General features: G+C 57.4%; 20 protein-coding genes. 16 read left to right on the top strand and 4 right to left on the bottom strand.

All coding sequences use genetic code 11. The annotated features are described in order from the left end of the window. Positions 1-100 precede the first annotated feature (100 nt). The 7 genes from JW799_RS00565 (at position 101) to JW799_RS00535 (ending at position 6,796) form a co-directional block, all read left to right on the top strand. Positions 101-1,117 (top strand): LLM class flavin-dependent oxidoreductase, encoded by a 1,017-nt coding sequence (locus JW799_RS00565; RefSeq protein WP_240353109.1) that lies wholly within the window; start codon positions 101-103, stop codon positions 1,115-1,117. 375 nt (positions 1,118-1,492) lie between these two features. Further along, a complete protein-coding gene (gene glnA / locus JW799_RS00560) occupies positions 1,493-2,917 on the top strand; it encodes a type I glutamate--ammonia ligase (RefSeq protein WP_080836715.1) in 1,425 nt (474 codons plus the stop codon). 236 nt (positions 2,918-3,153) lie between these two features. Further along, positions 3,154-4,242 carry a 3-phosphoserine/phosphohydroxythreonine transaminase gene (serC, locus tag JW799_RS00555; RefSeq protein WP_080836717.1) on the top strand — a complete coding sequence of 363 codons (1,089 nt, stop codon included), beginning with the start codon at positions 3,154-3,156 and terminating at the stop codon, positions 4,240-4,242. Between the two features lie 125 nt (positions 4,243-4,367). Next, positions 4,368-4,832, top strand: coding sequence for a tRNA (uridine(34)/cytosine(34)/5-carboxymethylaminomethyluridine(34)-2'-O)-methyltransferase TrmL (gene trmL, locus JW799_RS00550; RefSeq protein ID WP_080836719.1), 465 nt, complete (start codon positions 4,368-4,370; stop codon positions 4,830-4,832). A 176-nt stretch (positions 4,833-5,008) separates the two neighbouring features. Continuing rightward, positions 5,009-5,251 carry an AbrB/MazE/SpoVT family DNA-binding domain-containing protein gene (locus JW799_RS00545; RefSeq protein WP_080836721.1) on the top strand — a complete coding sequence of 81 codons (243 nt, stop codon included), beginning with the start codon at positions 5,009-5,011 and terminating at the stop codon, positions 5,249-5,251. 430 nt (positions 5,252-5,681) lie between these two features. Then, entirely contained in the window at positions 5,682-6,524 is an 843-nt protein-coding gene (locus JW799_RS00540; protein ID WP_205428217.1) for an aminotransferase class I/II-fold pyridoxal phosphate-dependent enzyme, read from the top strand. Positions 6,525-6,571: 47 nt separating this feature from the next. Continuing rightward, positions 6,572-6,796 (top strand): hypothetical protein, encoded by a 225-nt coding sequence (locus tag JW799_RS00535; protein WP_205428216.1) that lies wholly within the window; start codon positions 6,572-6,574, stop codon positions 6,794-6,796. 121 nt (positions 6,797-6,917) lie between these two features. On the opposite strand, the gene JW799_RS00530 is transcribed toward JW799_RS00535, so the two are convergent. After that, a complete protein-coding gene (locus tag JW799_RS00530; protein ID WP_205428215.1) occupies positions 6,918-7,871 on the bottom strand; it encodes a DUF2161 domain-containing phosphodiesterase in 954 nt (317 codons plus the stop codon). 218 nt (positions 7,872-8,089) lie between these two features. Between JW799_RS00530 and JW799_RS00525 the strand changes: the two genes are divergently transcribed. The 3 genes from JW799_RS00525 (at position 8,090) to JW799_RS00515 (ending at position 11,754) form a co-directional block, all read left to right on the top strand. Beyond that, entirely contained in the window at positions 8,090-9,985 is a 1,896-nt protein-coding gene (locus JW799_RS00525) for a PrkA family serine protein kinase (RefSeq protein ID WP_080836725.1), read from the top strand. Positions 9,986-10,180: 195 nt separating this feature from the next. Continuing rightward, positions 10,181-11,250, top strand: a protein-coding gene (locus JW799_RS00520; RefSeq protein ID WP_420830669.1) for an IS630 family transposase whose coding sequence is annotated in 2 segments (ribosomal slippage) — positions 10,181-10,684 and positions 10,687-11,250 — 1,068 coding nt in all. Because the reading frame shifts where the segments join, the coding sequence is not laid out codon by codon here. A gap of 117 nt (positions 11,251-11,367) precedes the next feature. Beyond that, positions 11,368-11,754: a LytTR family transcriptional regulator DNA-binding domain-containing protein gene (locus tag JW799_RS00515; protein ID WP_080836727.1), complete on the top strand. Its 387-nt coding sequence runs from the start codon at positions 11,368-11,370 to the stop codon at positions 11,752-11,754. 227 nt (positions 11,755-11,981) lie between these two features. Here JW799_RS00515 and JW799_RS00510 read toward each other — a convergent pair whose 3' ends face one another. The 3 genes from JW799_RS00510 to JW799_RS00500 form a co-directional block, all read right to left on the bottom strand. After that, entirely contained in the window at positions 11,982-12,863 is an 882-nt protein-coding gene (locus JW799_RS00510; protein WP_420830668.1) for an SDR family oxidoreductase, read from the bottom strand. Positions 12,864-12,989: 126 nt separating this feature from the next. Continuing rightward, positions 12,990-14,378 carry a SpoVR family protein gene (locus tag JW799_RS00505; protein ID WP_205428213.1) on the bottom strand — a complete coding sequence of 463 codons (1,389 nt, stop codon included), beginning with the start codon at positions 14,376-14,378 and terminating at the stop codon, positions 12,990-12,992. Positions 14,379-14,496: 118 nt separating this feature from the next. Further along, positions 14,497-15,177 (bottom strand): M50 family metallopeptidase, encoded by a 681-nt coding sequence (locus tag JW799_RS00500; protein WP_205428212.1) that lies wholly within the window; start codon positions 15,175-15,177, stop codon positions 14,497-14,499. A 266-nt stretch (positions 15,178-15,443) separates the two neighbouring features. Here JW799_RS00500 and helD point away from each other — a divergent pair, with 266 nt between their 5' ends. The 6 genes from helD to JW799_RS00470 all read left to right on the top strand — a co-directional run bounded on the left by helD (position 15,444) and on the right by JW799_RS00470 (position 22,554). Further along, positions 15,444-17,834, top strand: coding sequence for an RNA polymerase recycling motor HelD (helD, locus tag JW799_RS00495; RefSeq protein ID WP_080836734.1), 2,391 nt, complete (start codon positions 15,444-15,446; stop codon positions 17,832-17,834). After that, complete coding sequence (gene recQ / locus JW799_RS00490; protein ID WP_205428211.1) at positions 17,831-19,651, top strand: DNA helicase RecQ; 1,821 nt, start codon at positions 17,831-17,833, stop codon at positions 19,649-19,651. Before helD ends, recQ begins: the two co-directional genes overlap by 4 nt. Before the next feature lie 486 nt (positions 19,652-20,137). Beyond that, complete coding sequence (locus JW799_RS00485; protein ID WP_007781139.1) at positions 20,138-20,371, top strand: hypothetical protein; 234 nt, start codon at positions 20,138-20,140, stop codon at positions 20,369-20,371. Beyond that, positions 20,372-20,764, top strand: coding sequence for a type II toxin-antitoxin system VapC family toxin (locus tag JW799_RS00480; protein WP_205428210.1), 393 nt, complete (start codon positions 20,372-20,374; stop codon positions 20,762-20,764). Positions 20,765-20,841: 77 nt separating this feature from the next. Then, complete coding sequence (locus tag JW799_RS00475) at positions 20,842-21,975, top strand: DUF6155 family protein (protein WP_205428209.1); 1,134 nt, start codon at positions 20,842-20,844, stop codon at positions 21,973-21,975. Next, the gene (locus JW799_RS00470) at positions 21,976-22,554 is read left to right on the top strand and encodes a hypothetical protein (protein WP_338026185.1); all 579 of its coding nucleotides are present in this window, start codon (positions 21,976-21,978) and stop codon (positions 22,552-22,554) included. Positions 22,555-22,583: the final 29 nt, after the last annotated feature.

Genomic DNA, 22,583 nt, shown 5'->3' with positions numbered 1-22,583 from the left:
ATACTTATCGCAAATCCCCCGGCGTCGGGCAAAGAAGGGGATCTGCGCTTCTGCTTTTGAACTCGCTAGCATAGACGTACGACGAGAGGAGGAATGGCCGTTGAAAAAGCTGAAGCTGGGGGTGCTGGACCAATCGCCGCTCGGTCCGGGCGAGGACGCGTCGAGGGCGCTGCGAAATACGTTGGCGCTGGCGCGGGTGGCCGACCGGTTAGGGTTTGCCCGCTATTGGGTGTCGGAGCACCATAACGCCGCCGGGCTTGCGGGCTCTTCGCCCGAAGTGCTCATTTCGGCGATCGGGGCGAACACGTCCCGGATTCGGATCGGTTCCGGAGGCGTGCTGCTGCCCCATTACAGTCCGTACAAGGTCGCGGAAAATTTTCGCGTGCTGGAGGGGCTTTTCCCCGGAAGGGTCGATTTGGGCATCGGCCGGGCGCCGGGCGGGATGCCGTTGACGTCGCAGGCGTTAAGAGGCGAGCAGGCGAAGGCGAACGAGGCGCGGTTCGAGGAGATGCTGAAGGAATTGGCCGCCTATCTGGAAATCGGGGAACCGCTGCCGCCGGAGCACCCGTTAAGCGGGCTTAAAGCGACTCCGGGCGTTCGAACGGCGCCGGAAATCTGGCTGCTGGGCTCCAGCGGCTACAGCGCGGCGCTTGCCTCCCATTTCGGGGCCGGGTTTGCGTTCGCCCATTTTATCAACGGCGCCGGGGGGCAGGGGGCCGTCCGGGATTACCGGAGCCATTTCCGTCCGGGTCCGCTCGGGAAGCGTTCTCGCGCAACGGCATGCGTATTCGTTTTTTGCGCCGACTCGGACGCGATCGCCGAGCGGGAGGCGGCGGCGATGGACTTGCGCCTGCTGCGCCACGAGCGAGGCGAGTACGGCTTGCCGTATCCGACGCCGGAGGAAGCGCTCGTTTACCCTTATTCGGAATGGGAACGGGAGCGCGTGCGCGACAACCGCAACCGGATGATCGTCGGGGGACCCGAGACCGTAAAACGCCGGCTCGAACAATTCGCGGACGGCTACGGAACGAACGAGGTCATGGTGGCGAGCATGATGTCCGACTTCCGGCTGCGCGTCAGAGGTTACGAATTGCTGTCCGAGTTGTTCATTCGTTAAGCCGCCGCTCGTCCCGTTCAGCCCTGTCGAACGAAAATATTCGGAAATAGCCGTATGCCGAAAATGTAACATGTTTCCAAATGAAGGCGGGCCGCCTCCGGAAGGGGTTGAACGGGAAACTCAGGAATCCGGTCTAAAAAAAGGTGGTCTCCGCCGAACGAAACGCAAGGGGACGCTCCTGATGAAGGCGTTTACAAGGCGCCGGCCGGGTTTTCAAAAGTGTCAGAATAGCTAACACTTCCACAAAAAATACCTTACATAACTATTGACGCTCCCTAAAGCGAGAATTATAATAACCTCAATAAGTTCAGTAAAAGTTGAACGTTCAGACGCTCTTGCGGACTTAATGTTCGGAAATGAGGAGGAAAATTTAAGATGTCCGTTCAAAATGTTTTGGAACTCATCAAAGAAAAGAATATCGAGTTTGTGGATTTCCGCTTCGTAGATCTTTCCGGCCGCGCGCACCACATTACGCTGCCTGCATCCGAAGTAGACGCCGACACCTTCGTTAATGGGGTCGCTTTCGACGGTTCCTCGATTCCCGGCTTCCGCGGCATCGAAGAATCCGATATGGTTATGATGCCCGATGCCGAGTCCGTATACGTGGACCCGTTCACCGCGCACGCTACGCTGATCGTCATGAGCAATATTTATACGCCGGACGGCGACCGCTATGAGCGCGATCCGCGTTCCATCGCCCACAAGGCTGAAGAATTCCTGCAAAAATCCGGCGTAGGCACCGCAGCGTTCTTTGCTCCGGAATCCGAGTTTTTCGTATTCGACGACGTTCGCTACGAAACGACGATGAACTCCTCGACGTATGTCGTCGATTCCGAAGAGGCGGCTTGGAACACGAACCGCAAAGAAGAAGGCGGCAACCTCGGCTTCAAAGTCGGCGTCAAGGGCGGCTACGTGCCGGTAGCTCCGGTCGACTCGCAGCAAGACATCCGCAGCGAAATGGTGCGCCTGATGCAAGAAGCCGGCCTTCGCGTAGAACGCCACCACCACGAAGTGGCGACGGCGGGTCAAGCCGAAATCAACTTCCGCTTCGACACGCTGACGAAAACGGCCGACAACCTGATGAAATACAAATACATCGTTCACAACGTCGCTCGCCAATACGGCAAAGTGGCAACGTTCATGCCGAAGCCGCTCTTCGGAGACAACGGCAGCGGGATGCACGTTCACCAATCGATCTTCAACGAAGGCGAGCCGCTTTTCTATGAGAAGGGCGCTTACGCGAACCTGAGCCAACTGGCTCTGAACTACATCGGCGGTATCCTGTACCACGCTCCGGCCCTGATCGCGCTGACGAACCCGTCCACGAACTCGTTCAAACGTCTCGTTCCGGGTTACGAAGCTCCGGTAAACCTCGTTTACTCGAAGGGCAACCGTTCCGCCGCCGTACGTATTCCGGTCGCTGCCGTTACGCCGAAGGGCTGCCGCATCGAGTTCCGTACGCCGGACTCCACGGCGAACCCGTACCTGGCGTTCGCGGCTATGCTGATGGCCGGCCTGGACGGCATCAAGCGCAAAATCGACCCGACCGCTCTCGGCTACGGTCCGTACGACAAAAACATCTACGAACTTTCCGATGAAGAGAAGAAAGAAATCCGCAGCGTTCCGGGCTCGCTGGACGAAGCGCTCGACGCTCTGGAAGCCGACTACGAGTTCCTGACCGAAGGCGGCGTCTTCACGAAAGAATTCATCGACAATTATGTAGAATTCAAACGCGCCGAAGCGAAAGCCGTTTCCATCCGCGTGCATCCGTACGAATACGGCCTCTACTTCGATTGCTAATATCGAAAAATCGAAAAGTCGCGAAAAGCTCCCGAAAGGGAGCTTTTTGTCGTCTCGGAAAGGATCGATTTCTGTCGGGAATCAAAAGAGCGTAGAACCGAAGATTTTAATCCGAAGCTCATGATTTTGTTCGGATATTCTTAGATTTGACAACCTTTTTGCCGTTTTCCCGGTTGATGTGTCCGTAACGCTTTGATATGATTAGCCTATTATGAAGAACACAAGGTGGGAATCCGATGGCTAAACGAGCCTTTAATTTTAACGCCGGTCCGGCCGCCCTTCCGTTGGAAGTGCTGCAGCAGGCGCAGCAGCAATTTGTCGACTTCGGCGAAACCGGCATGTCGCTCATGGAGATGTCGCATCGAGGGGCCGTGTACGAGGGCGTTCACAAGGAAACGGAACAATTGCTGCGCGAGCTGCTCGGCATTCCGGACGGCTACAAGGTGCTGTTCGTCCAAGGCGGGGCCAGCACCCAGTTTGCGATGGTGCCGATGAACCTGCTCCAGCCGGGCAAGACGGCTTCCTATATCGACACCGGAAGCTGGGCCGCCAAGGCGATCAAGGAAGCGAAGCTGTTCGGCCAGACGGCAATCGCGGGCTCGTCGGAAAGCGACAAATACAACCGGATTCCGAAAGCGAGCGAACTGCTAATCGCGCCGGATTCGGCTTACGTTCATCTGACTTCGAACGAAACGATCGAAGGCACGCAATGGCCGGAATACCCGGATACCGAATCGGTGCCGCTCGTCGCGGACATGTCGAGCGACATTTTGTGCCGGCCGCTGCAAATTTCGCAATTCGGCCTCATTTATGCCGGCGCGCAAAAAAATCTCGGCCCGTCCGGCGTGACGATCGTCATCGTCCGCGAGGATTTGATCGGCGCTCCGTCGATGCCGGTGCCGACGATGCTGCGGTACGATACCCACGCGAAGAACGATTCGCTGTACAATACCCCGCCGACGTTCGCCATTTACATGACAAATCTCGTGCTCAAATGGGTCAAGGCCCAGGGCGGAGCGGAAGCTGTCGAAAAAGCGAATCGGACGAAAGCGAACCTGCTGTATGAAACGATCGACCAAAGCGGCGGCTTTTATCGCGGCTTCGCCGCCCCGGACAGCCGTTCGATCATGAACGTTACGTTCCGGCTCGGCAGCGAGGAGCTCGAGAAGCGGTTCGTCAAGGAATCGGAAGCGGAAGGCTTCGTCGGCTTGAAGGGTCACCGCAGCGTAGGAGGCCTTCGGGCTTCGATCTACAACGCGGTGCCGCTGGCCAGCGTGCAGGCGCTCGTCCAGTTCATGGACGAATTCAAACGGCGTCACGGATAACGGAAACGAAGCTTCCGTCTTAACTAAAGCTTGGTTTTACCTGCGGACCGCGGCTCCCTGCCGCGGTCTTTGCATGCATGCATGCTGCATGCGCGATCTCATTAGCATGAAGGAGGAAAACGGCAATGCCCTTGAATATCGTGCTCGTCGAGCCGGAAATTCCGGCCAATACGGGCAATATCGCCAGAACGTGCGCCGCCACCGGCACCCATTTGCATCTCGTGCGGCCGCTCGGTTTTTCGACCGACGATCGGGAGCTGAAGCGGGCGGGGCTGGATTACTGGTATGCGGTGAACATAACGTATTACGATTCCTTTCGGGAGGTGCAGGCCGCCCATCCGGAAGGACGGTTTTTTTATACGAGCACGCGCGCCCAAAAGCGCTATAGCGACTTTCAATTTCGAAACGGCGATTTTTTCGTATTCGGCAAGGAAACGAAGGGCCTTCCGCAGGCGCTGCTCGACGCATCGCCCGACACGTGCATGCGTCTGCCGATGACGGATAAGGTGCGCTCGCTCAATTTGGCCAATTCGGCGGCCATTATCGTTTACGAGGCGCTCCGGCAAAACGGGTTTTTCGCGTTGGAATGAAATATTTTTCGACAAATGTTGACAAAATCGCTCAAATTTTATCGAAATCTTGTATAATGTTAAGCAAATCCGAAAAACGGAAGGAAACGGATTGGCGTTAGCGAAATGTTAACGTGGGTAAATGCATTAGGGAGATTACCAGCTTAGATTACCGGGAATGAATGGGAGGAAATACGTTGAAACCTGCTGGAGTCGTTCGGAAGGTAGATCAACTGGGCCGCATCGTGCTGCCGAAATCTTTGCGCAAAAGGTACCAAATGAACGAGGGGGATCCCGTCGAAATTTTGGTGCAGGGCGATCATATTATTTTGGAGCGGTATCGTCCGCGGTGCGTATTTTGCGGTTCGATGGAATCCGTAGGGGAATTCAAGGAACGCTACGTTTGCGCCGAATGCATCGACGAAATGCAAAGAGTTTAAAATTCGGGACTCGCACTCATTGCGAATAAGAACCGCCTGCAACCGTCCCTCGACGTTGTCGGCGGTTCTTTGATTTTGCCGAGATCGAGATGCCCCGAAAAGCCAAAAACGCCGATCGACCTCTCCGTCTTGCGGCGGGGTGCGGCGTTTTCCAATCATGCCATATGGATAAAAGCTAATGTTACAGGCCCTTCGTCTTGTCGTCGTTGTAGGCGGCCGTCAGAATGGCGACGACCAGCATCGCGAAAACAAGAACTACAATCCAAAATTTATCGCTCATCCCCAGAATCATCTTCCACACCTCCACTGAACTTCCTTTATTATACCCAACACCCGCCAAAAAGAAAACGCAAAATGTGGGGATTGTCCGGCATACATTGATAAAGATTCGAAAAAAGCTCCTTTTTGACGCATGGGGGAGGAGTGGCGGTTGAACCGGATCATTAACTGGATGGGCGGATGGCCGAAGGAAGGCCTGATCGGCGCGGGGGAGTGGGAGGAGCGAACGGGCAAGTTCGCCGCAACGGGTCGGCAGGAGACGTTGGGGACCGAGCCGGTACAAGGACATTTCGGCCTTCGGGAGCAAGTGGCCGAACGGATCGCCGGAAGCGCGGCGGAACGCGACCCGTCCCGCGTCTGGATTGCCGCCGGAGCGGATGCGGCGATCGAACTGGCGGTCCGCGGCTGGCTGCGCGCGGAGGATGTCGTGCTCGTCGAGCGCCCTTGCGGGCGGTCGGCTTTGCAAATTTTTCAACGGGCGGGGGCGGTCGCCGTAGCCGTGCCGGGGGATCGCGACGGCATGGATCCGGATGCCCTTGCCCGCGCCATCCGGCAATGGAAACCGAAGCTTGTGTACGCGGCGGTCGCATGTACGGATCCGGAAGGGCGGGCGTGGAGCGCGGAGCGGAGAATCGCGCTGGCGGAGCGGTGCAGGGAAGCGAACGTGCCGCTGCTGAGGGACGACCGCCAGCTGCTGCTCGCGCAGGATGGACTTGCGCCCGATGCGGAAGCGGAAGCCGGAGCTCCGCTATGCTCGGTCGGGGAATGGCCCCGGGCATCGTGGCGGACTTGCGCCTCGGCTGGCTGGCGTGCAGGGGAATCGGGGAGGAGCGGCTGCAGGCGCTCTCCGCCGGAAGCGGGCGCCTTCCGCAGGTGCCGCCGGCGGAACAGCAAGCGGCGGCGGAACTGCTGCAGGCCGGAACGCTCGAGTCGCTGGTCGCGACGCAAAGGTTCGTTTGCCAGGCGCGAGTCGGGCTGCTGCTGGAGCAACTGAGCCGGCACAACCCGCGGGCGCTGGCTTGGGAAACGCCGAAAGAAGGGATGCATGTATGGGTTACGCTCCCGGAAGGGCTGGATGCGGATTCGCTTCTGCGCGCAGCGTGGATTCACGGCTTGCTGTTCCAGCCGGGAAGGGCGTTCTACGCTTCGGAGCCGGAACGGTTCAAGCTCCGGATCACCGCGGTCCATTCGGACGAGAAACAGATTCGCGCCGGCGTTCAGCGCCTGCAGGCGACCGTGGAGGAGATGATGGGGCGTTACGGCTGAGGAAGCCGGCAGCCGGCGACAGCTGCGGCCGCGGGCCGCCGGCAAATCCGGGCGCCGGGCTGGCGTTGCCGGCGGCGCGAAGGATTCGGGGCGACGATTGCCGGCGGATCGGCGAAACCGGCTACGGCCGCCGGCCGCTGGCATTCGGGCCGCTGGCGTCCGGGCTGCCGGCGTCCGGTTCTCCGTCGCCCCGGGCCCGGCGCGCCGAACCCGCGGCGGTTTCGTCCGCGGCGAGCCAGCCGGCCGCCCATTCAAAGCGGGCGGCCCATACGGCGGCTACCGCCTCGTATTCGCCGAGCGCCGCGCGGCCCGCGTCGGTCAAACCGTAAACGCCCCGGCTGACGCGGCGGAACCAGCCGTAGTGGTTGTCCCGGAGCAGCAGGCCGGCATTCGGCACTCCGGTCAGCTTTCCGATCTCGCGGGGCGGGAGCTCGCCGCGGCAATGGAGCGCGAGGGCGCACTGCAGCGCCCGCTCGCGGTAAGCCGTCACCAGCTTGCGGCCCGTGCTTCCCCCGACGTTGTAGTCCCCGCTTCGGCCGGCAAATTCCTTCAGCAGCTTGGCCGCGCGGGAGCGTTTGCGGCCCCCGGCCGCGACGGCATAGGACGCCGCAAGCGGGGTTTCGGCCGCGAGCTGCCCGCCGAAGGGCGCTTGCCCTTCGGCGGCCACGATCCGCGGCCGCGCCGGCGGACCCGAGCTTGCCCCCGCCGCCCCGGGCTCGCACCACACTTCGATGACCGGAGCCTTCGTCTTGTAGAACGTAACGGTCATAAAGCCGAGCGACAGGCGCCTGCACAGCGCGGACAGCTCCGCAAACCGCTGGTTGTGGGCGCCTTTTTTCGTGCGGTTCCGTTCGACGGCAAGCCACACCTCCGCTCCCGTGCGCTGACGGTCGATCCCTTGAAGCAGCAGCGGGAGCGAAAACGTCTTTTTCATCTCGACGATAACGGGGGCGGCCGCATCCGGCCGCACGGCGACCAGGTCGCAGCCGAGCACTTCCGCTTTCACCTCGTATCCGCGTCCCGCGAAAAACGATTTGACCGGCGCGTACAGCTCCGTTTCTTTTTTTATGGCCAAACGCAAGCCCTCCCGAATGGCGATCCGTTTCTTTTTTTCATTATAACACGAACGATTTTCTTTTCCCGGCCGGGGCGCGGCGCGGCGGCATTCAAAGCTGACATGAGAAACCTCCGCTTCGTTTTCATCGTTTTTCCGAGAAATATCGTCGAACTAGCCGCATAGGTATGTAGTACGTTTCGTAACGGGAAGAGACAGAGAACGAGGGAGGAAGCGGCATGGATATCTTTAAACGGATCGCGGAATATCGGGCCGAAAGCGAGAAACTGGCATGGTCCGGCACGTTCGCGGATTACATTGAACTGTTGCGCCGCGATCCGACTCCGGCGATGACCGCGCATGCCCGCGTGTACGACATGATTTTGGCGCAGGGCGTGGAGGAGATCGGTGGACAGAAGCGATATAAGTTTTTTGAAAACGAAATTTACGGACTCGACCGGACCATCGAGAAGCTCGTGGAGGAATATTTCCACTCGTCGGCCCGCCGGCTGGACGTCCGCAAGCGGATCCTGCTGCTGATGGGGCCGGTAAGCGGCGGCAAATCGACGATCGTGGCGATGCTGAAAAAAGGGCTGGAACAGTACGCCCGGACGCAGCGGGGCGCCGTGTACGCCATTCGGGGCTGCCCGATGCACGAGGAGCCCTTGCACCTCATCCCGCACGAGCTGCGGCCCGATATCGAGCATGAGCTCAAGGTGCGGATCGAAGGGAATTTGTGCCCGTCCTGCCAAATGCGGCTCCGAACCGAATACGAGGGCGACATTATGCGGGTGCCGGTGGAGCGGGTGTTCATTTCCGAAGAAAATCGCGTCGGCATCGGCACGTTCAGCCCGTCCGACCCGAAATCCCAGGACATTGCGGATTTGACGGGCAGCATCGACTTTTCGACGATTACCGAATACGGCTCGGAATCCGATCCCCGGGCGTACCGTTTCGACGGCGAGCTGAACAAGGCCAACCGGGGGCTGATGGAATTTCAGGAAATGCTCAAATGCGACGAGAAGTTTTTGTGGAACCTGCTGTCGCTTACCCAGGAGGGCAATTTCAAGGCCGGCCGCTTCGCGCTCATCAGCGCCGACGAGCTGATCGTGGCCCACACGAACGAATCCGAGTACAAGGCGTTCATCGCCAACAAGAAAAACGAGGCGCTGCAATCGCGGATGATCGTCATGCCGATCCCGTACAATCTGAAAGTGACCGACGAAGAAAAAATTTACGACAAGCTCATCAAACAGTCGGACATGAGCCATATCCATATCGCGCCGCATGCGCTCCGGTCGGCGGCCGTCTTTTCCATTTTGACGCGGCTGAAGGAATCGAAAAAACAGGGCATGGACCTGGTCAAAAAAATGCGGCTGTACGACGGCGAAGAGGTGGAAGGCTTCAAGGAAGCCGATTTGAAGGAAATGCAAAACGAGTACACGGACGAAGGGATGTCCGGCATCGATCCGCGCTACGTGATCAACCGGATTTCGAGCGCGCTCATCAAGCACGACTTGCCCTGCATCAACGCGCTGGATGTGCTCCGGGCGCTCAAGGACGGGTTGGATCAGCATCCTTCCATCACGAAGGAAGAGCGGGAAAAATTTTTGAATTTCATTTCGGTGGCGCGCCAGGAATACGACAATCTGGCCAAAAAAGAAATTCAAAAGGCGTTCGTCTATTCGTTCGAGGAGTCGGCGCGCACGCTGTTCGAGAACTATTTGGACAATATCGAGGCGTACTGCAACTGGACGAAAATGAAGGACCCGCTCACCGGCGAGGAGATGGACCCGGACGAGCGGCTCATGCGCTCGATCGAGGAGCAGATCGGCGTGTCGGAAAACGCGAAAAAGGCGTTCCGCGAAGAAATTTTGATCCGCATTTCGGCTTATTCGCGGAAAGGAAGGAAATTCGACTACAACACGCACGAACGGCTGCGGGAAGCGATCGAGAAAAAGCTGTTCGCGGATTTGAAGGACATCGTCAAAATCACGACCTCCACGAAAACGCCGGACGAAAATCAGCTCAAGCGGATCAACGAAGTCACGAAGCGTCTCATCGAAGAGCACAACTATTGCCCGGTGTGCGCCAACGAGCTGCTGCGGTATGTCGGAAGCTTGCTGAACCGGTAATGGTCAAGGAGCCCCGATGCCGGCCGCCGATAACGAAACCGGTTATCGCGTTCCCCGCTTCGGGGCTTTTTTTCTTTTTTCCAACGGTTGCATTAATATATAAGTTAAACTAAAGTTTTTTGAACTCTGGCATGAATTTCCGACCCACACGTCGAAGAGATAAGAAAACAAATGAGACGAGTGATAATGATGGAAATTCAACCAGCAGAGCAACAAGAATTGGAGAAGCGGCTCAAGCAAGAAAAAAGCCGCCGGATGTATGAACGCTACCAAACGATTTACTTGCATGCCGTGAAACAGATGACGGTGACCGAAATTGCGGAGATCATTCGTAGAAAACCCGTAACGGTGAACACCTACATCCTATCCTATCAAGATTCAGGGCTGGATGGCTTGGCGATGGGCGTCTCTACAGGCGCTCCTAATCAGTTAACCGCCGAGCAGCAACAACAGCTCAAGCAGATCATCATCACGAAGCTTCCACACGAAGTTGGATTTCCCGCGAAGTACAATTGGACGCTGGCTCTGGCTGTCGCTTATGTGATGCGTGAGTTTGAAAGAAGCTATACCATCGCAGGTATGGCCAAATTGCTGCACCGACTGGACCTGCGATTCACTAAACCAACGTATACGCTCGAAGCAGCCGATGAAGCCAAGCAAAAGGCTTTTGTCCAAGAGCAGTTTCCTCAGTTAAAAAAAGACTGATGAACGGCGAAATTCATCATTTGCTGTTTGAAGACGAAAGCATGATTCGGGACTACCAAGCCTTGCAGCAAACTTGGTTCGAGAAAGGAAAGCAACGGATCATTCCGACCACGGGCAAACATCGCGGCGTGAAATTGCTCGCCACTGTGGACTACGAGACCGGTGAAATCGTATGGCAAGAAGATGAGCAGTACACAGCCGAAACATTTCTGGCTTTCCTGAAAATCGTCCTTGCTCATTACGCTACGGGCAAGATCGTGATCGTGCTGGACAATGCCCGTATCCATCATGCGAAATTACTGCAACCTTTCCTGGAAGAGCAGAAAGGCCGGTTGGAGTTCGCCTTCTTGCCTCCGTACAGCCCTCAGTTCAACGTTGTAGAAGGGCTATGGAAGTGGCTGAAAGCTGATGTCATTAACAATGTTTTTTATCATACGGTCGCCGAGATTCGTAAGAATGTGAAGACCTTCATGGAGGAAATCTCCAAAGACAAGTGGGCCATAATTGACCGTCTGTGCATTCGCATGGAATCTTCCTTACAAAAGCTCATTGACGTCTAGAATCATTAGTTGAACTTATATAGAATCAATTATTCTATAATTATGGCAATTATTTCATAGTTGACGGCAGAGGAAATGATCAGATGCGGAAATAGACGGACACGGAGGGAAGAAGCCATGGGAGAGCAAATCCGGTTGTTGGACAAAGAGGGCAAGCCCTGTACGTTGGAGCTTGCGGATATCGTAGTCGTGAAGCCGTCGCCCAACGGGCCGGTGTTTTTGACGAAGGATGAAACGTATTTTTATCCGACGACGCTGGAGGAACTGCAGGTTTTGTTCAAGGAACACGGGTTCGAACGGCTCGATCGGACGAATTTGGCCAATCTGAACCGCGCGGAAGCGTTCGATCCGAAGACGCGGAAAGTGTATTTCGACTATCCCTGGGGCAAAGACAGCCGGTTTGCGACCGTTTCGGAGGCCAACGTGAAGAAAGTCGATCACCTGGTCAAGGAAGCTCCCTCCAAGTACAAGCCCTTCAACAAGCCTTTGTTCGGATCGGAATAAGAGAAGGCTGCGCCGGGAGGAAAAAGGGCGGGGCGAAAGCGAAGACGAACGCGTTTCTCGGCTTCGGCGGTTTCGGCTACCCTTACGGCTATCCTTATGGCGCGGGTTTCGCCGTCAGCCTGGCGCTGCTCGCCTCGCTGTTCTTCCTCCCGTTTTTCTTTTTTCTAGGGAGCCGCAGCCGCAAAACGAAGGCCGATCCGCGATCGAATCGGCCCTTTTGCGCGTATTTACCCGTTGACAATCTCGCCGCCGTTCACGTGCAGCACCTGACCCGACACGTACGAGGAATCCTCGCCGGCCAGGTAGACGTAGGCGGGGGCGATTTCGTCCGGCTGCCCGGCGCGTCCGAGCGGCGTGTCGGAGCCGAATTTCGCCACCTGCTGGGAGTCGAAGGTGGACGGGATGAGCGGCGTCCAAACCGGACCGGGCGCCACGCCGTTGACGCGGATGCCTTGCGCGGCCAGGTTCAGCGCCAGCGAGCGGGTAAAGGAGACGACCGCCCCCTTCGTCGACGAATAATCGAGCAGGTTCGGACTCCCCCGGTAAGCCGTCACGGAGGTCGTGTTAATGATCGCCGCGCCGGATTTCATATGGGGCAGGGCCGACTGCGTCAAATAGAACATGGCGAAAACGTTCGTTTTGAACGTTCGCTCGAGCTGCTGCGGCGTAATCTTCTCGAGCTTGTCCTGCGGGTGCTGCTCGGCGGCGTTGTTGACGAGAATGTCGAGCTTGCCGAACGCGTTCAGCGTTTCCTGGACGGCTTTGGCGCAAAACACCGGGTCGCCGACGTCGCCGTCGAAGATGGCGCAGCGACGGCCTTCGGCCTCGACCTGCCGCTGCGTTTCGCGGGCGTCGGTAAATTCGTTCAAATAAACGATCGCGACGTCCGCGCCCTCCTTCGCGAACGCGATGGCGACGGCCCTGCCGATGCCGCTGTCGCCGCCGGTAATGAGCGCGACTTTGCCGGAAAGCTTGTCGGCGGGCTTGTAGATCGGCGATTCGGCTTCCGGCGGCGGCGTCATGTCGCTTTCCAGTCCCGGCTGGCGGTCCTGATGCTGCGGGGGAAAATGGTTCGGACGGTTCGGCTGGGACGGTTGATCGGTTGACATCATCATGGCTTAAGCTCCACTCCTTTCCATAGGAGTAGATTACGACCAAGCGCCGAAATTTAAACGCCAAAACGAAAAAAGGCTTCCCGCCCGGCTTGCGCCGTCCGCTTGCGGGAAGCCGAACGATCAGATGCTTTTGCGGGTCGTTTTTTTTCCGTCGCAGCTGAACAGAACGCCGGCTCCGTCCACGATCGTTTCGAGATGGACCGGCTTGCCCCACAGCCGGGCGACGTACGGCATCGTCCGCTCGACGTATTTCAAGTCCAGCTCGATCCCTTCGTAGCGGTGAGCGAGATACAGTTCGCCGCTGCGCTGCCAGTCCCCGTCCGTTACGACCAGATAGGGGAATCCGCCGTTGACGCGCGAGTACACGAGCTGGTCGCGGATATGTTCCCACGTTTTATCGGTAATCGTCCACTCCGGCCCCTTTTTCTCGAAAACGTACAGATCGAGCTCATCCGTCAGTTCCTTCGTTAAGTAATTGCGCAAAAACGACGGATCCGAATCCATTTCCCGAATGTCGAACATCCGCTCGCGGCCCCAGCGCTTTTCGATGTCCTCGAAAATTTTCAGGCCCAAATAATACGGATTGAGCGAGCTGCGCGAAGGCTGGACGACGGCGGAATTCAGCTTGGCGTACTCGATCGTCTCCTCGCTCGTCAGGGGCAGCTCCCGCATAATCCGCTGATGCCAGAACGTCGCCCAGCCTTCGTTCATGATTTTCGTTTCGATTTGCGGCCAGAAATAGAGCATTTCCTCGCGCAGCATCGACATGATGTCGCGCTGCCAGTCTTCCAGCACCGGCGAAAATTCCTGCACGAACCAGAGCAGGTCCTTCTCGGGCTGGGGAGGAAATTTTTTGGCTTCGGCGCTTTTCGGCTGGTCGCGCTCCTTCGGTTCGGAATTCCGCTCGTCGAGCGACCACAGGTCGTCGTAGGGAGAAGCGGGACGCCGCAGCTTTTCCTTATCTTGTTTTTGCTGCCATTGCATGTATCTGCGTTTGTCCAGTCCGTGGGGCTTCACGATGCCGGGATCGACGTGCTCCTGAATCGCGAGAACCGCGTCGAGAAAGGTTTCCACTTCGTCCGCGCCGTAGTCGATTTCATACTGGCGGATCCGTTCCGCGGTGGCCGACATGCTTTCGACCATATCGCGGTTGGTGGCGGAGAAGCGCGCGTTGTTTTTGAAAAAGTCGCAGTGGGCGAGCACGTGGGCGACGATCAGCTTGTTTTGCACGAGCGAGTTGCCGTCCAGCAGAAAGGCGTAACAGGGATTGGAATTGATAACGAGCTCGTAAATTTTGCTTAGGCCGAGGTCGTACTGCATTTTCATGCGATTGAAGGTTTTTCCGAAGCTCCAATGGCTGAACCGGGTCGGCATGCCGTAGGCGCCGAATGTATAGATGATGTCGGGCGGACAAATTTCGTATCTCATCGGATAAAAATCGAGTCCGAAGCCTTTGGCGATTTCCGTAATTTCGCCGATCGACCGTTCCAGTTCCTCTTCGTAGGTCACAGCGGCCTGCCCCTCCCCATGGCAAAGTTTCCACCACCTTATGTATATGAGGGGAAGGCGCGGGATGTGCCTGACGGACAAGATTTTTCGGGCTTGATTCTTGCGCCGCTGAGAGTTTTCATTCGTTCGCCTGCGCCGTCCTCCGCTTCAAAAACAATCGAAGCGAGCTTCTTGCGCACAGCAAGGCGACGCCTAGAAACAGCAATGCCCATGCGACGGCGGGAACGCCGGTCAGATTTTGCATGCCGTACGCGTCGCCGGAAGCGGCCGGCCGGGTGACGGAAGCGTACACGAGAAAAGCCGGTCCGAGCACGGATTCCTCGAGGCTGAGGAAAGCGACGAGCAGGTAATACGTTTTCGTAAGCCACGCTTTCCGGATCAGGAGGACGGCCAGATTGAGGGCGACGAACCCGATCAGCCAGGTCGTGCCGTAGCCGGAACGGACGAAAAAAACGAGCGTCGCGAGCGCGATCGAGGAGCAGACGGCAAGGCCCGTTCGCAGGCGGCCCCGGTCGTACAACCAAAACAAGAGGACGGCAAACAGGGAAGCGGCGATATAGCCGGCCAGCGTTACCGGGACGAACTTCCATTGGCCCTGCAGCAGCGAGCGGGTGAGGCCGCTATGATCGGCATGCAGCTCGATGGAGAGCACCCTCCCGGACATCAGCAAAGTGACGGCCGCATGGCCGAACTCGTGAACGAGCGTATCGACGGTGCGAAAAAAGGAGGAAAACGGAATGAGCCGGGTCAGAAACGCGCATGCGAGCAAATAGATAACGGTCAGCGCCCACTTGTTCAAGTTCGCACCCCATTCGGCATTGAAAAAAATAAGGACAATCCCATTATACTCGAAACGGGACCGCGGCGATGACTTCGGAGGAAAGCGACTGCAGCCGAGCGACAAGCAGGGCGGCGCATAGCATGGCTTTTCCAAAATGGGGCGTTTGTTTCCCGGGAAATATCGACCGTTTTTTCGGTCCGAAAGAGCCCGCAAAGCTTGCGCTCGAACGCATGGCGTGATACAACAAGGGATATCGAAATTTTGCAGCGGAAAGGAAGATCGCGGTGTCCAAGGAACACTCCATCCGCGAGGAGGAGACGAAACGGCTGAAGGAAGTGCTCGGAATCGTCGATCGCAAGCTGCGCAAAGAGCTGTCGGTTCTCGGCGACAGGCGGGGCGACGTCGTCGGCATCCGCCAGGAGTTTTGGGACGACGTCACGGTCAACTTCTCCGATGCGACGGAGCTCGGCGAAACGTGGTCCAGCATCGTGCAGCAAGCCGAATTGCTCGCCGAGCGCGAACGGAGCCACAAGGTGGCTTCGGCCGAAGCGGAGCGGCTTGCCAGGCAGCACGACAATCCGTACTTTGCCCGCATCGATTTCGCGGAGGACGGAACCGAAACGGAAAAAATCTACATCGGCCGGGGCTCGCTTATCGGCGAGGACGGGCAAACGTTCTATATTTACGATTGGCGCGCGCCGATCTCGAGCCTGTTTTACGATGCGGAGCCCGGACGGGTATCGTTCGAGACGCCGAGCGGCGAAGCGACCGGCCAAATGTCGCTCAAGCGGCAATTCGTCATTCGCGGCGGGAAGCTGAAGCATGTGTTCGACACGGACGAGACGATCGGCGACGACATTTTGCAGGCGGTGCTGTCGGAGCGGTCGGATACGTCGATGAAAAGCATCGTCGCCACCATTCAGAAGGAACAGAACCGGATCATCCGCGACGAACGCCACAAGCTGCTGGTCGTGCAGGGGGCCGCGGGGAGCGGAAAGACGTCGGCGGCGCTGCAGCGCATCGCGTACTTGCTGTACCGGTTCCGCGAAACGCTGACGAGCGATCAAATCGTCCTTTTTTCGCCGAATCCGGTATTTAAAGGATACGTCTCCCGCGTGCTGCCGGATTTGGGCGAGGCGAACATGCGGCAAATGACGTTTCGCGAGCTGATCGAAGCCCGGCTCGGCCGGAGATGGCAGACGGAAGACCTGTTTTCGCAGGTCGAAGCGCTCTCCGCTATCGAAGGAACCGCCGAAGGCGACGCCAGAGAGCGTTCGGTGCGCTACAAGGGCTCGGAGCACTTCTTCCAGACGATCGTCCGCTATTTGGAGCGGCTGCTGAAGGAAGGCGTCAAGTTTCGGCCGCTGCGCTTCCGGAAGGACACGATCGTCTCCACCGCCGAGATGGAGCAGCAGTTTTACGGCGCTTACGGAGCGGGCGATTTCGGCGAGCGGATGATCAAGATGAGGCGCTGGCTGAACGAGCGGCTGACCGAATGGATCGACGGCCAGATGGGCGAAGCCTGGCTGGAGGAAGCGGCGGAGCTGGCGGACGAGGAGGCGATTCAGCGCGCCTACGTGCAAATTCGGCGCGAAGGCGGGTTTCACGACGGGGCGTTCGACGACGAGGAGCGCATGACCGAGCTGCTTAGGCGCAGCGCGGCGGAACGGCTGATCGAACCGCTCCGCAGGGCGGTGCGCGGCTTCCGGTTCGTCGATCCGATCGGCACGTACGCGGAGCTGTTCCGCAGCCGCACGCTGTTCGCCGCCTGCTCGCCGGACAGGAAGCTGCCCGCCGGCTGGGAATGGATGGCGCGGCGGGCGGAGGAGACGCTGGACCGCAAGGCGATCGACCACGAGGACGCCACTCCTTTGCTGTACGTGCTCGAGGCGCTCGAGGGCTTCCGCAAGGTGGACGGGGAAGTCCGCCACCTGTTCGTCGACGAGGCGCAGGATTATTCGCCGTTTCAGGCGGCTTTTTTGCGGCGGCGGTTTCCGAAGGCGCGCTTGACGGTGCTGGGCGATTTCAACCAGGCGATTTACGTGCAGGCGCAGGAAAGCGGCGGCTTCGGCGGCTGGACGCGGCTCGTGCCTCCGGAAGACACGGCGATATGGCGCCTGACGACAAGCTATCGGTCCACCGAGCCGATCGTCGAGTTTTCGAAACGGATTTTGCGGCCCGAGGACGCCGCCGCCATTGCGCCGTTTCACCGCGGCGGCGACGTTCCCGAGGTGATCGGCTGTCTCGATGCCGCGGATCTGGCGCGGCGCGTCGCCGCTGACGCGGAATCGCTCCTGAAAGCGGGCCATGCGACGATCGGCATCATCACGAAAACGGCCGGCGAGACCGCCAATGCCGCGGCTCTGCTGAAAGAGCGGCTGCCCGACGATGTGCCGCTCGCGCTCGTTACCGGGGAGTCGGCGAAGCTGCCTCCGGGTCTCTCGATTCTGCCCTCGTATTTGTCCAAGGGAATCGAGTTCGACGCCGTGCTCGTGTGGGACGCTTCCGCCGAAAGGTACGGCCGGGAGCAGGACCGCAAGCTGCTTTACACGGTTTGCACGCGGGCGCTTCACCTGCTGCATGTGTATCATACGGGAGAAGCTTCGCCGCTGCTGAATCCGGAAGGCAGCACTCGGCCCGCGGAGACGGCCGAATTGCCGGGAGGCGGGGCGTGAGGGGGCTCGAGCGGGCGCTCGAAGCGCTCCGCGCCTATTACGGCTACGACTCGTTCCGCAGCGGCCAGGCCGAGCTGATCCGGGCGATTCTGGAAGGGCGCGACGCCTTGGGCGTCATGCCGACCGGGGCCGGCAAGTCGGTCTGCTATCAGATTCCGGCGATCCTGCTTCCGGGCACGTCCCTTGTCGTTTCTCCGCTCATCTCGCTGATGAAGGATCAGGTCGACGCGCTGACGGCGGCGGGAATTCCGGCGACGTACATCAACAGCTCCTTGAGCGCGCAAGAGACGAACGAGCGGCTGCGTAATCTCGTTCAAGGGAAATACAAGCTGGTTTACATTGCGCCGGAGCGTCTCGAATCCGAACGGTTCATGTCGCTCGTCGGCCAGCTCGACATTCCGCTGGTGGCGGTGGACGAGGCGCACTGCGTGTCCCAGTGGGGCCACGATTTCCGCCCGAGCTATCTGACGATCGTCAGGCTGCTTCGCCGGATCGAGCCGCGCCCGGTCGTAGCCGCTTTTACGGCGACCGCGACGGACGTCGTCAAAGCCGACATCGCCGAGCGTTTGGCGCTCGACTCGCCCGTGCGGGTCACGACCGGGTACGCCCGCGACAACCTGACGCTTTCCGTCGTCAAAAACGTCGACAAACGGGAATACTTGCTCCGCTATATCCGGGAGCGTCCGAATCAGGCCGGCATCGTGTATGCCGCCACCCGGCGGGAAGTGGAAGGCTGCTATCGCTTTTTGCGGGAGATGGGCTTTCGCGCGGGCTACTACCACGCGGGACGGACGGAAGAGGAGCGCGCGGAGGTGCAGGACGCTTTTTTGCGCGACGACATTCAGCTGATCGTAGCGACCAACGCGTTCGGGATGGGCATCGACAAATCCAACGTCCGCTTCGTCGTGCATTACAACATGCCGAAAAACCTCGAGGCCTATTACCAGGAGGCAGGGCGCGCCGGGCGCGACGGGGAAGCGGGCGAGTGCGTGCTGCTTTTTTCCGGGCAGGATACGATGACGCAAAAATTTTTCATCGACCGGAGCGAGGCGGACGAGGAGCGAAAGCGGAACGATTATCGGCTGCTGAACGATATGGTCGAGTACGTCAACACGTCGGATTGCCTGCAGCGGGCGATCGTCCGGTATTTCGGGGAGCGGGACGCCGAGCCGTGCGGCCGCTGCGGCAACTGCACGGACGAGCGGGAGCTGCGCGACGTGACGGACGAGGCGAAGCTGGTGTTCGCCTGCGTGTCCGCGATGCGGCAGCGGTTCGGCGTCACGCTGACGGCCAAGGTGCTCCGCGGGGCGAACGACGCCAAAGTGCGCCAGTTCGGCTTCGACCGGCTGAGCGTGTACGGCCGGCTGAGCGGCGTTTCCGAAAAGGAGCTGACGCAGCTCATTCACGCGTTGGTCGCCGACGGCTACTTGCGCCTGTCGGACAGCCAGTATCCGGTCCTGCAGCTTCAGGAGAAGGTACGGGACGTGATGAGCGGGGAGGCGCGCGTGCTCCGGCGCGCGGAAGCGCCGGCGCCGGCCGGACGCGGCAGGGCGAGCCGGGGAAGCGCGGCGGCTTCGGCAGGGGGCGCCGCCAACCCGGAGCTGTTCGAGAGGCTTCGCAAGCTGCGCAAGGAGCTGGCCGACCGGGAAGGCGTGCCGCCGTTCGTCATTTTCCACGATTCGACGCTGCTGGAGATGTGCCGGGCCATGCCGCGGTCGAGCGACGAGCTGCGCGGGGTGAAAGGCATCGGGGACGCCAAATTCGCCAAGTACGGACAAGCCTTTTTGCAGGAAATTCGCTCGTTCGCGGGGAGCTGAAGGGTCTCATACGCCATTTATCATTGCCGAATCCGGGCCGACTTCGTTCGTTGGCGGCGGGTTCGGCTTTTTTCTTCGAACAATCGGCTCTTTGTCCCCCAAAATAACAACACGTTGTGAACACGAATCGACGTCAGGAAACGGCGCGTTTTGTGTGCAGCGGGCGGTTTGTGCGGCGAGGGTGGACGAGCTATATGGGGCGATAAGCCGGTCCGGTAGGGCCGGATTTCTGCTTCTTCTGGATTCGTAGTGGTGTATGTTATACTGTTGATAACACTATATGAACGCATCGGCATGACAAGAAGAATTGCTTCTGAAATGATATTGAAGATCAGCGATCCATTCAAGCCGATGTTGAAGCGATTCCGGAGCTGAAATTCATGATTGAACAAAGCAGAGTTGAATATAAATCCGGCAAGACCTTGAGTACGTCGGAAATACTGAAATATCTTGCAAATCTTAAATCGGAAGGTTGGTGTTTAAACCATGTCTTTGCCCAAAAAGATGGATCAGCAAACGGCTAAGGAACTTCGCTCCATACTGCAAAAGATGAATATTACGCACAGCAAAGTAAAAATCAATTTGGATAACGACACGATTGAAGTAGAGGATGACTACTCCATTGATGACATCCTTGAGTCGGCAGGGGTATTAACACCGGAACAAGCAAAGCAGTTGGCTAATGAAGTCAAGAAAATGCGTGAGGAAGAGTGGAACTAAATGGGCGGTTATTTACTCGATACCAATATTGCGATCGCATTGCTGGCTGGGGAGCATGCCGCGTTGGATTTTGTCAGGCAGGCCAGTGACGATCGGATGTCGATTTATTTCTCCGTCATTACGGAGTGCGAAGTGTTCAGCGGGCTGGAATCCGCTTATCGTTTGCAAGGAATCAAGCTGTTTAATTCACGAAGATGTATTGAGGTAAGTTCCAGTGTTGCCCGACTTGCCGGGGACATACGCAGGGAACAAAAGTCGAGAGGACGGAAGCTTAAAACTCCGGACGCAATTATTATTGCAACTTCTATTGAGCACCAGCTTGGTCTTGTATCAAGGGATCACGATATGAGCTTTGTTCGGGAAGCATTCGGTTTGCCGCTGTTTACCATTTAGCCTACCCATTGTAATTCCAATCGGGATACAATGGGTTTGTTTCTATATTCGGAATACCAAAAGGAGAACAGACGATCATGGTTTATCGATGCAGAATCGAACTGGATGAGATTGCTCCGAAGATTTGGAGGGAGTTTCAATTTCATCCCGATGTGACGTTTCATCAGCTTCACAAAATCATCCAAGCGGTCATGGGTTGGGAAAATTACCATTTGTACGAGTTTCATGTGAACGAGAAGGTGATCGGGCTGCCTGATCCGACATTCGCGGATTTGGAGAACCGTGAGATACTAAATGCACGAAGAGAAACCGTTCAGAAGCACGTTCAAGAGGAAAACGCCGTTTTTACATACGTCTATGATTTTGGCGACGATTGGCGGCACACGGTTACGTTGATCAACATTGACGCATCGATTTCCGATCCGGCGCCCTTGTGTCTGGATGGAGCTCGCAGTTGCCCGCTTGAAGATGTGGGAGGTGTCTGGGGGCATCAGCATATGCTGGAAGTACTGCTTACTCCCAATCATCCGGAGCGGGATCATTTTATAGGCTGGGTTCGAGAAGGATATGATCCCGAACATTTCTCCTGCGAAGAAGTGAATCAGGAGCTTGAGCGGCAGAAGGACAAGCTGATCCCCAAGTCACTGGTTAAGCGGCCGGCAGGGAAAAAGCCTGTGAAGCTGACGAAGTCTGCTCTGAATAAGCATCTGAAGCAGCTAAATAGCGACCAGCTTATCGATTTGGTGAAGGCATGTTATGGCGCCAGCAAAGATATGGAGAAGTTTCTTGCCGTAAGAATACTAGGCGATGAAGCGGTAGAGTCTCTGTTTCAAGAGTATCGCAAGAAGATTGAGAAGGAGTTTTTCCCTGAGCGGGGATTTGGCAAGCTGAGACTCCAGGAAGCGAAACATGCGATTTCGGAATTCGAGAGATTGACTGGAAATGCCAGGTACGCCCTGGAATTGAAGCTGGTCTACGTTGAAAATGGAGTTGATTTCACCCTAAGCTACGGGGATATTGATGAACGCTTCTACTACAGCATGGTGTCCATGTATGCCGATATCATTGATCAAGTAAATAAAGATGAAACAGCCGAGTTGTTTGACGAATTCGAGGAGCGTCTCGAAGCCGTTGTTTCGAAAACAGAAGGGATCGGCTGGGGTTTTCATGACCATTTGGCTGAACTGCACGCTCAAATACGATGGATTTAGGTGAGTGGCATGATGCGTGGAAGGAAGAAAGTGAAGCGGGCCAATCACAAATCGGAGTCCGCGGGGCTGTTGGAGCAAGACGAGAATTTCTATTTTATCGCCGGATATACGGATGGCGGCTTCCCGTATGGAATCACGTGGGAGGAATATGAGGCGGAACAACGCGGCGAGTTGATCAAAGCGATAGTAGCTGAGGGAGAACCTATGAAAGAATTGAAATTGACCAAGCAGCAGTTTCAGGAGATTGTGGATGCATACGACATGTACGTAGAAGGAATAGAGTCCTTCCTGAATATCGAAACTGGAGATGTTGTCATGTTGCGAACGTTTGACCGGGATGAAGAGGACGAAGAATTAAGCGAGATCATTGAAGAAGGCTTTAATGAAATTTACTTTCGGATACCGAAACGGGAGTCGGATGAAGGATATACCGACATGGTTGATTTTGCGGAAACGGTTGAAGATAAAAAGCTGCAATCCACTTTGATGCACATATTGAGCGGCGGCAAGAGAATATTCCGAAGATTCAACGTTATCTTCCGACAGCGAGCAGTTAGAGCGGTATTACCAGTTTGTTGAAGAGCAGAATCGCAAACGTGTTTCTGATT

The organism is Cohnella algarum (assembly GCF_016937515.1).
In the GTDB taxonomy this organism is placed as follows: domain Bacteria; phylum Bacillota; class Bacilli; order Paenibacillales; family Paenibacillaceae; genus Cohnella; species Cohnella algarum.
Note: the sequence above shows the minus strand (reverse complement) of the source record. Positions and strands in the feature narration are given on the sequence as shown.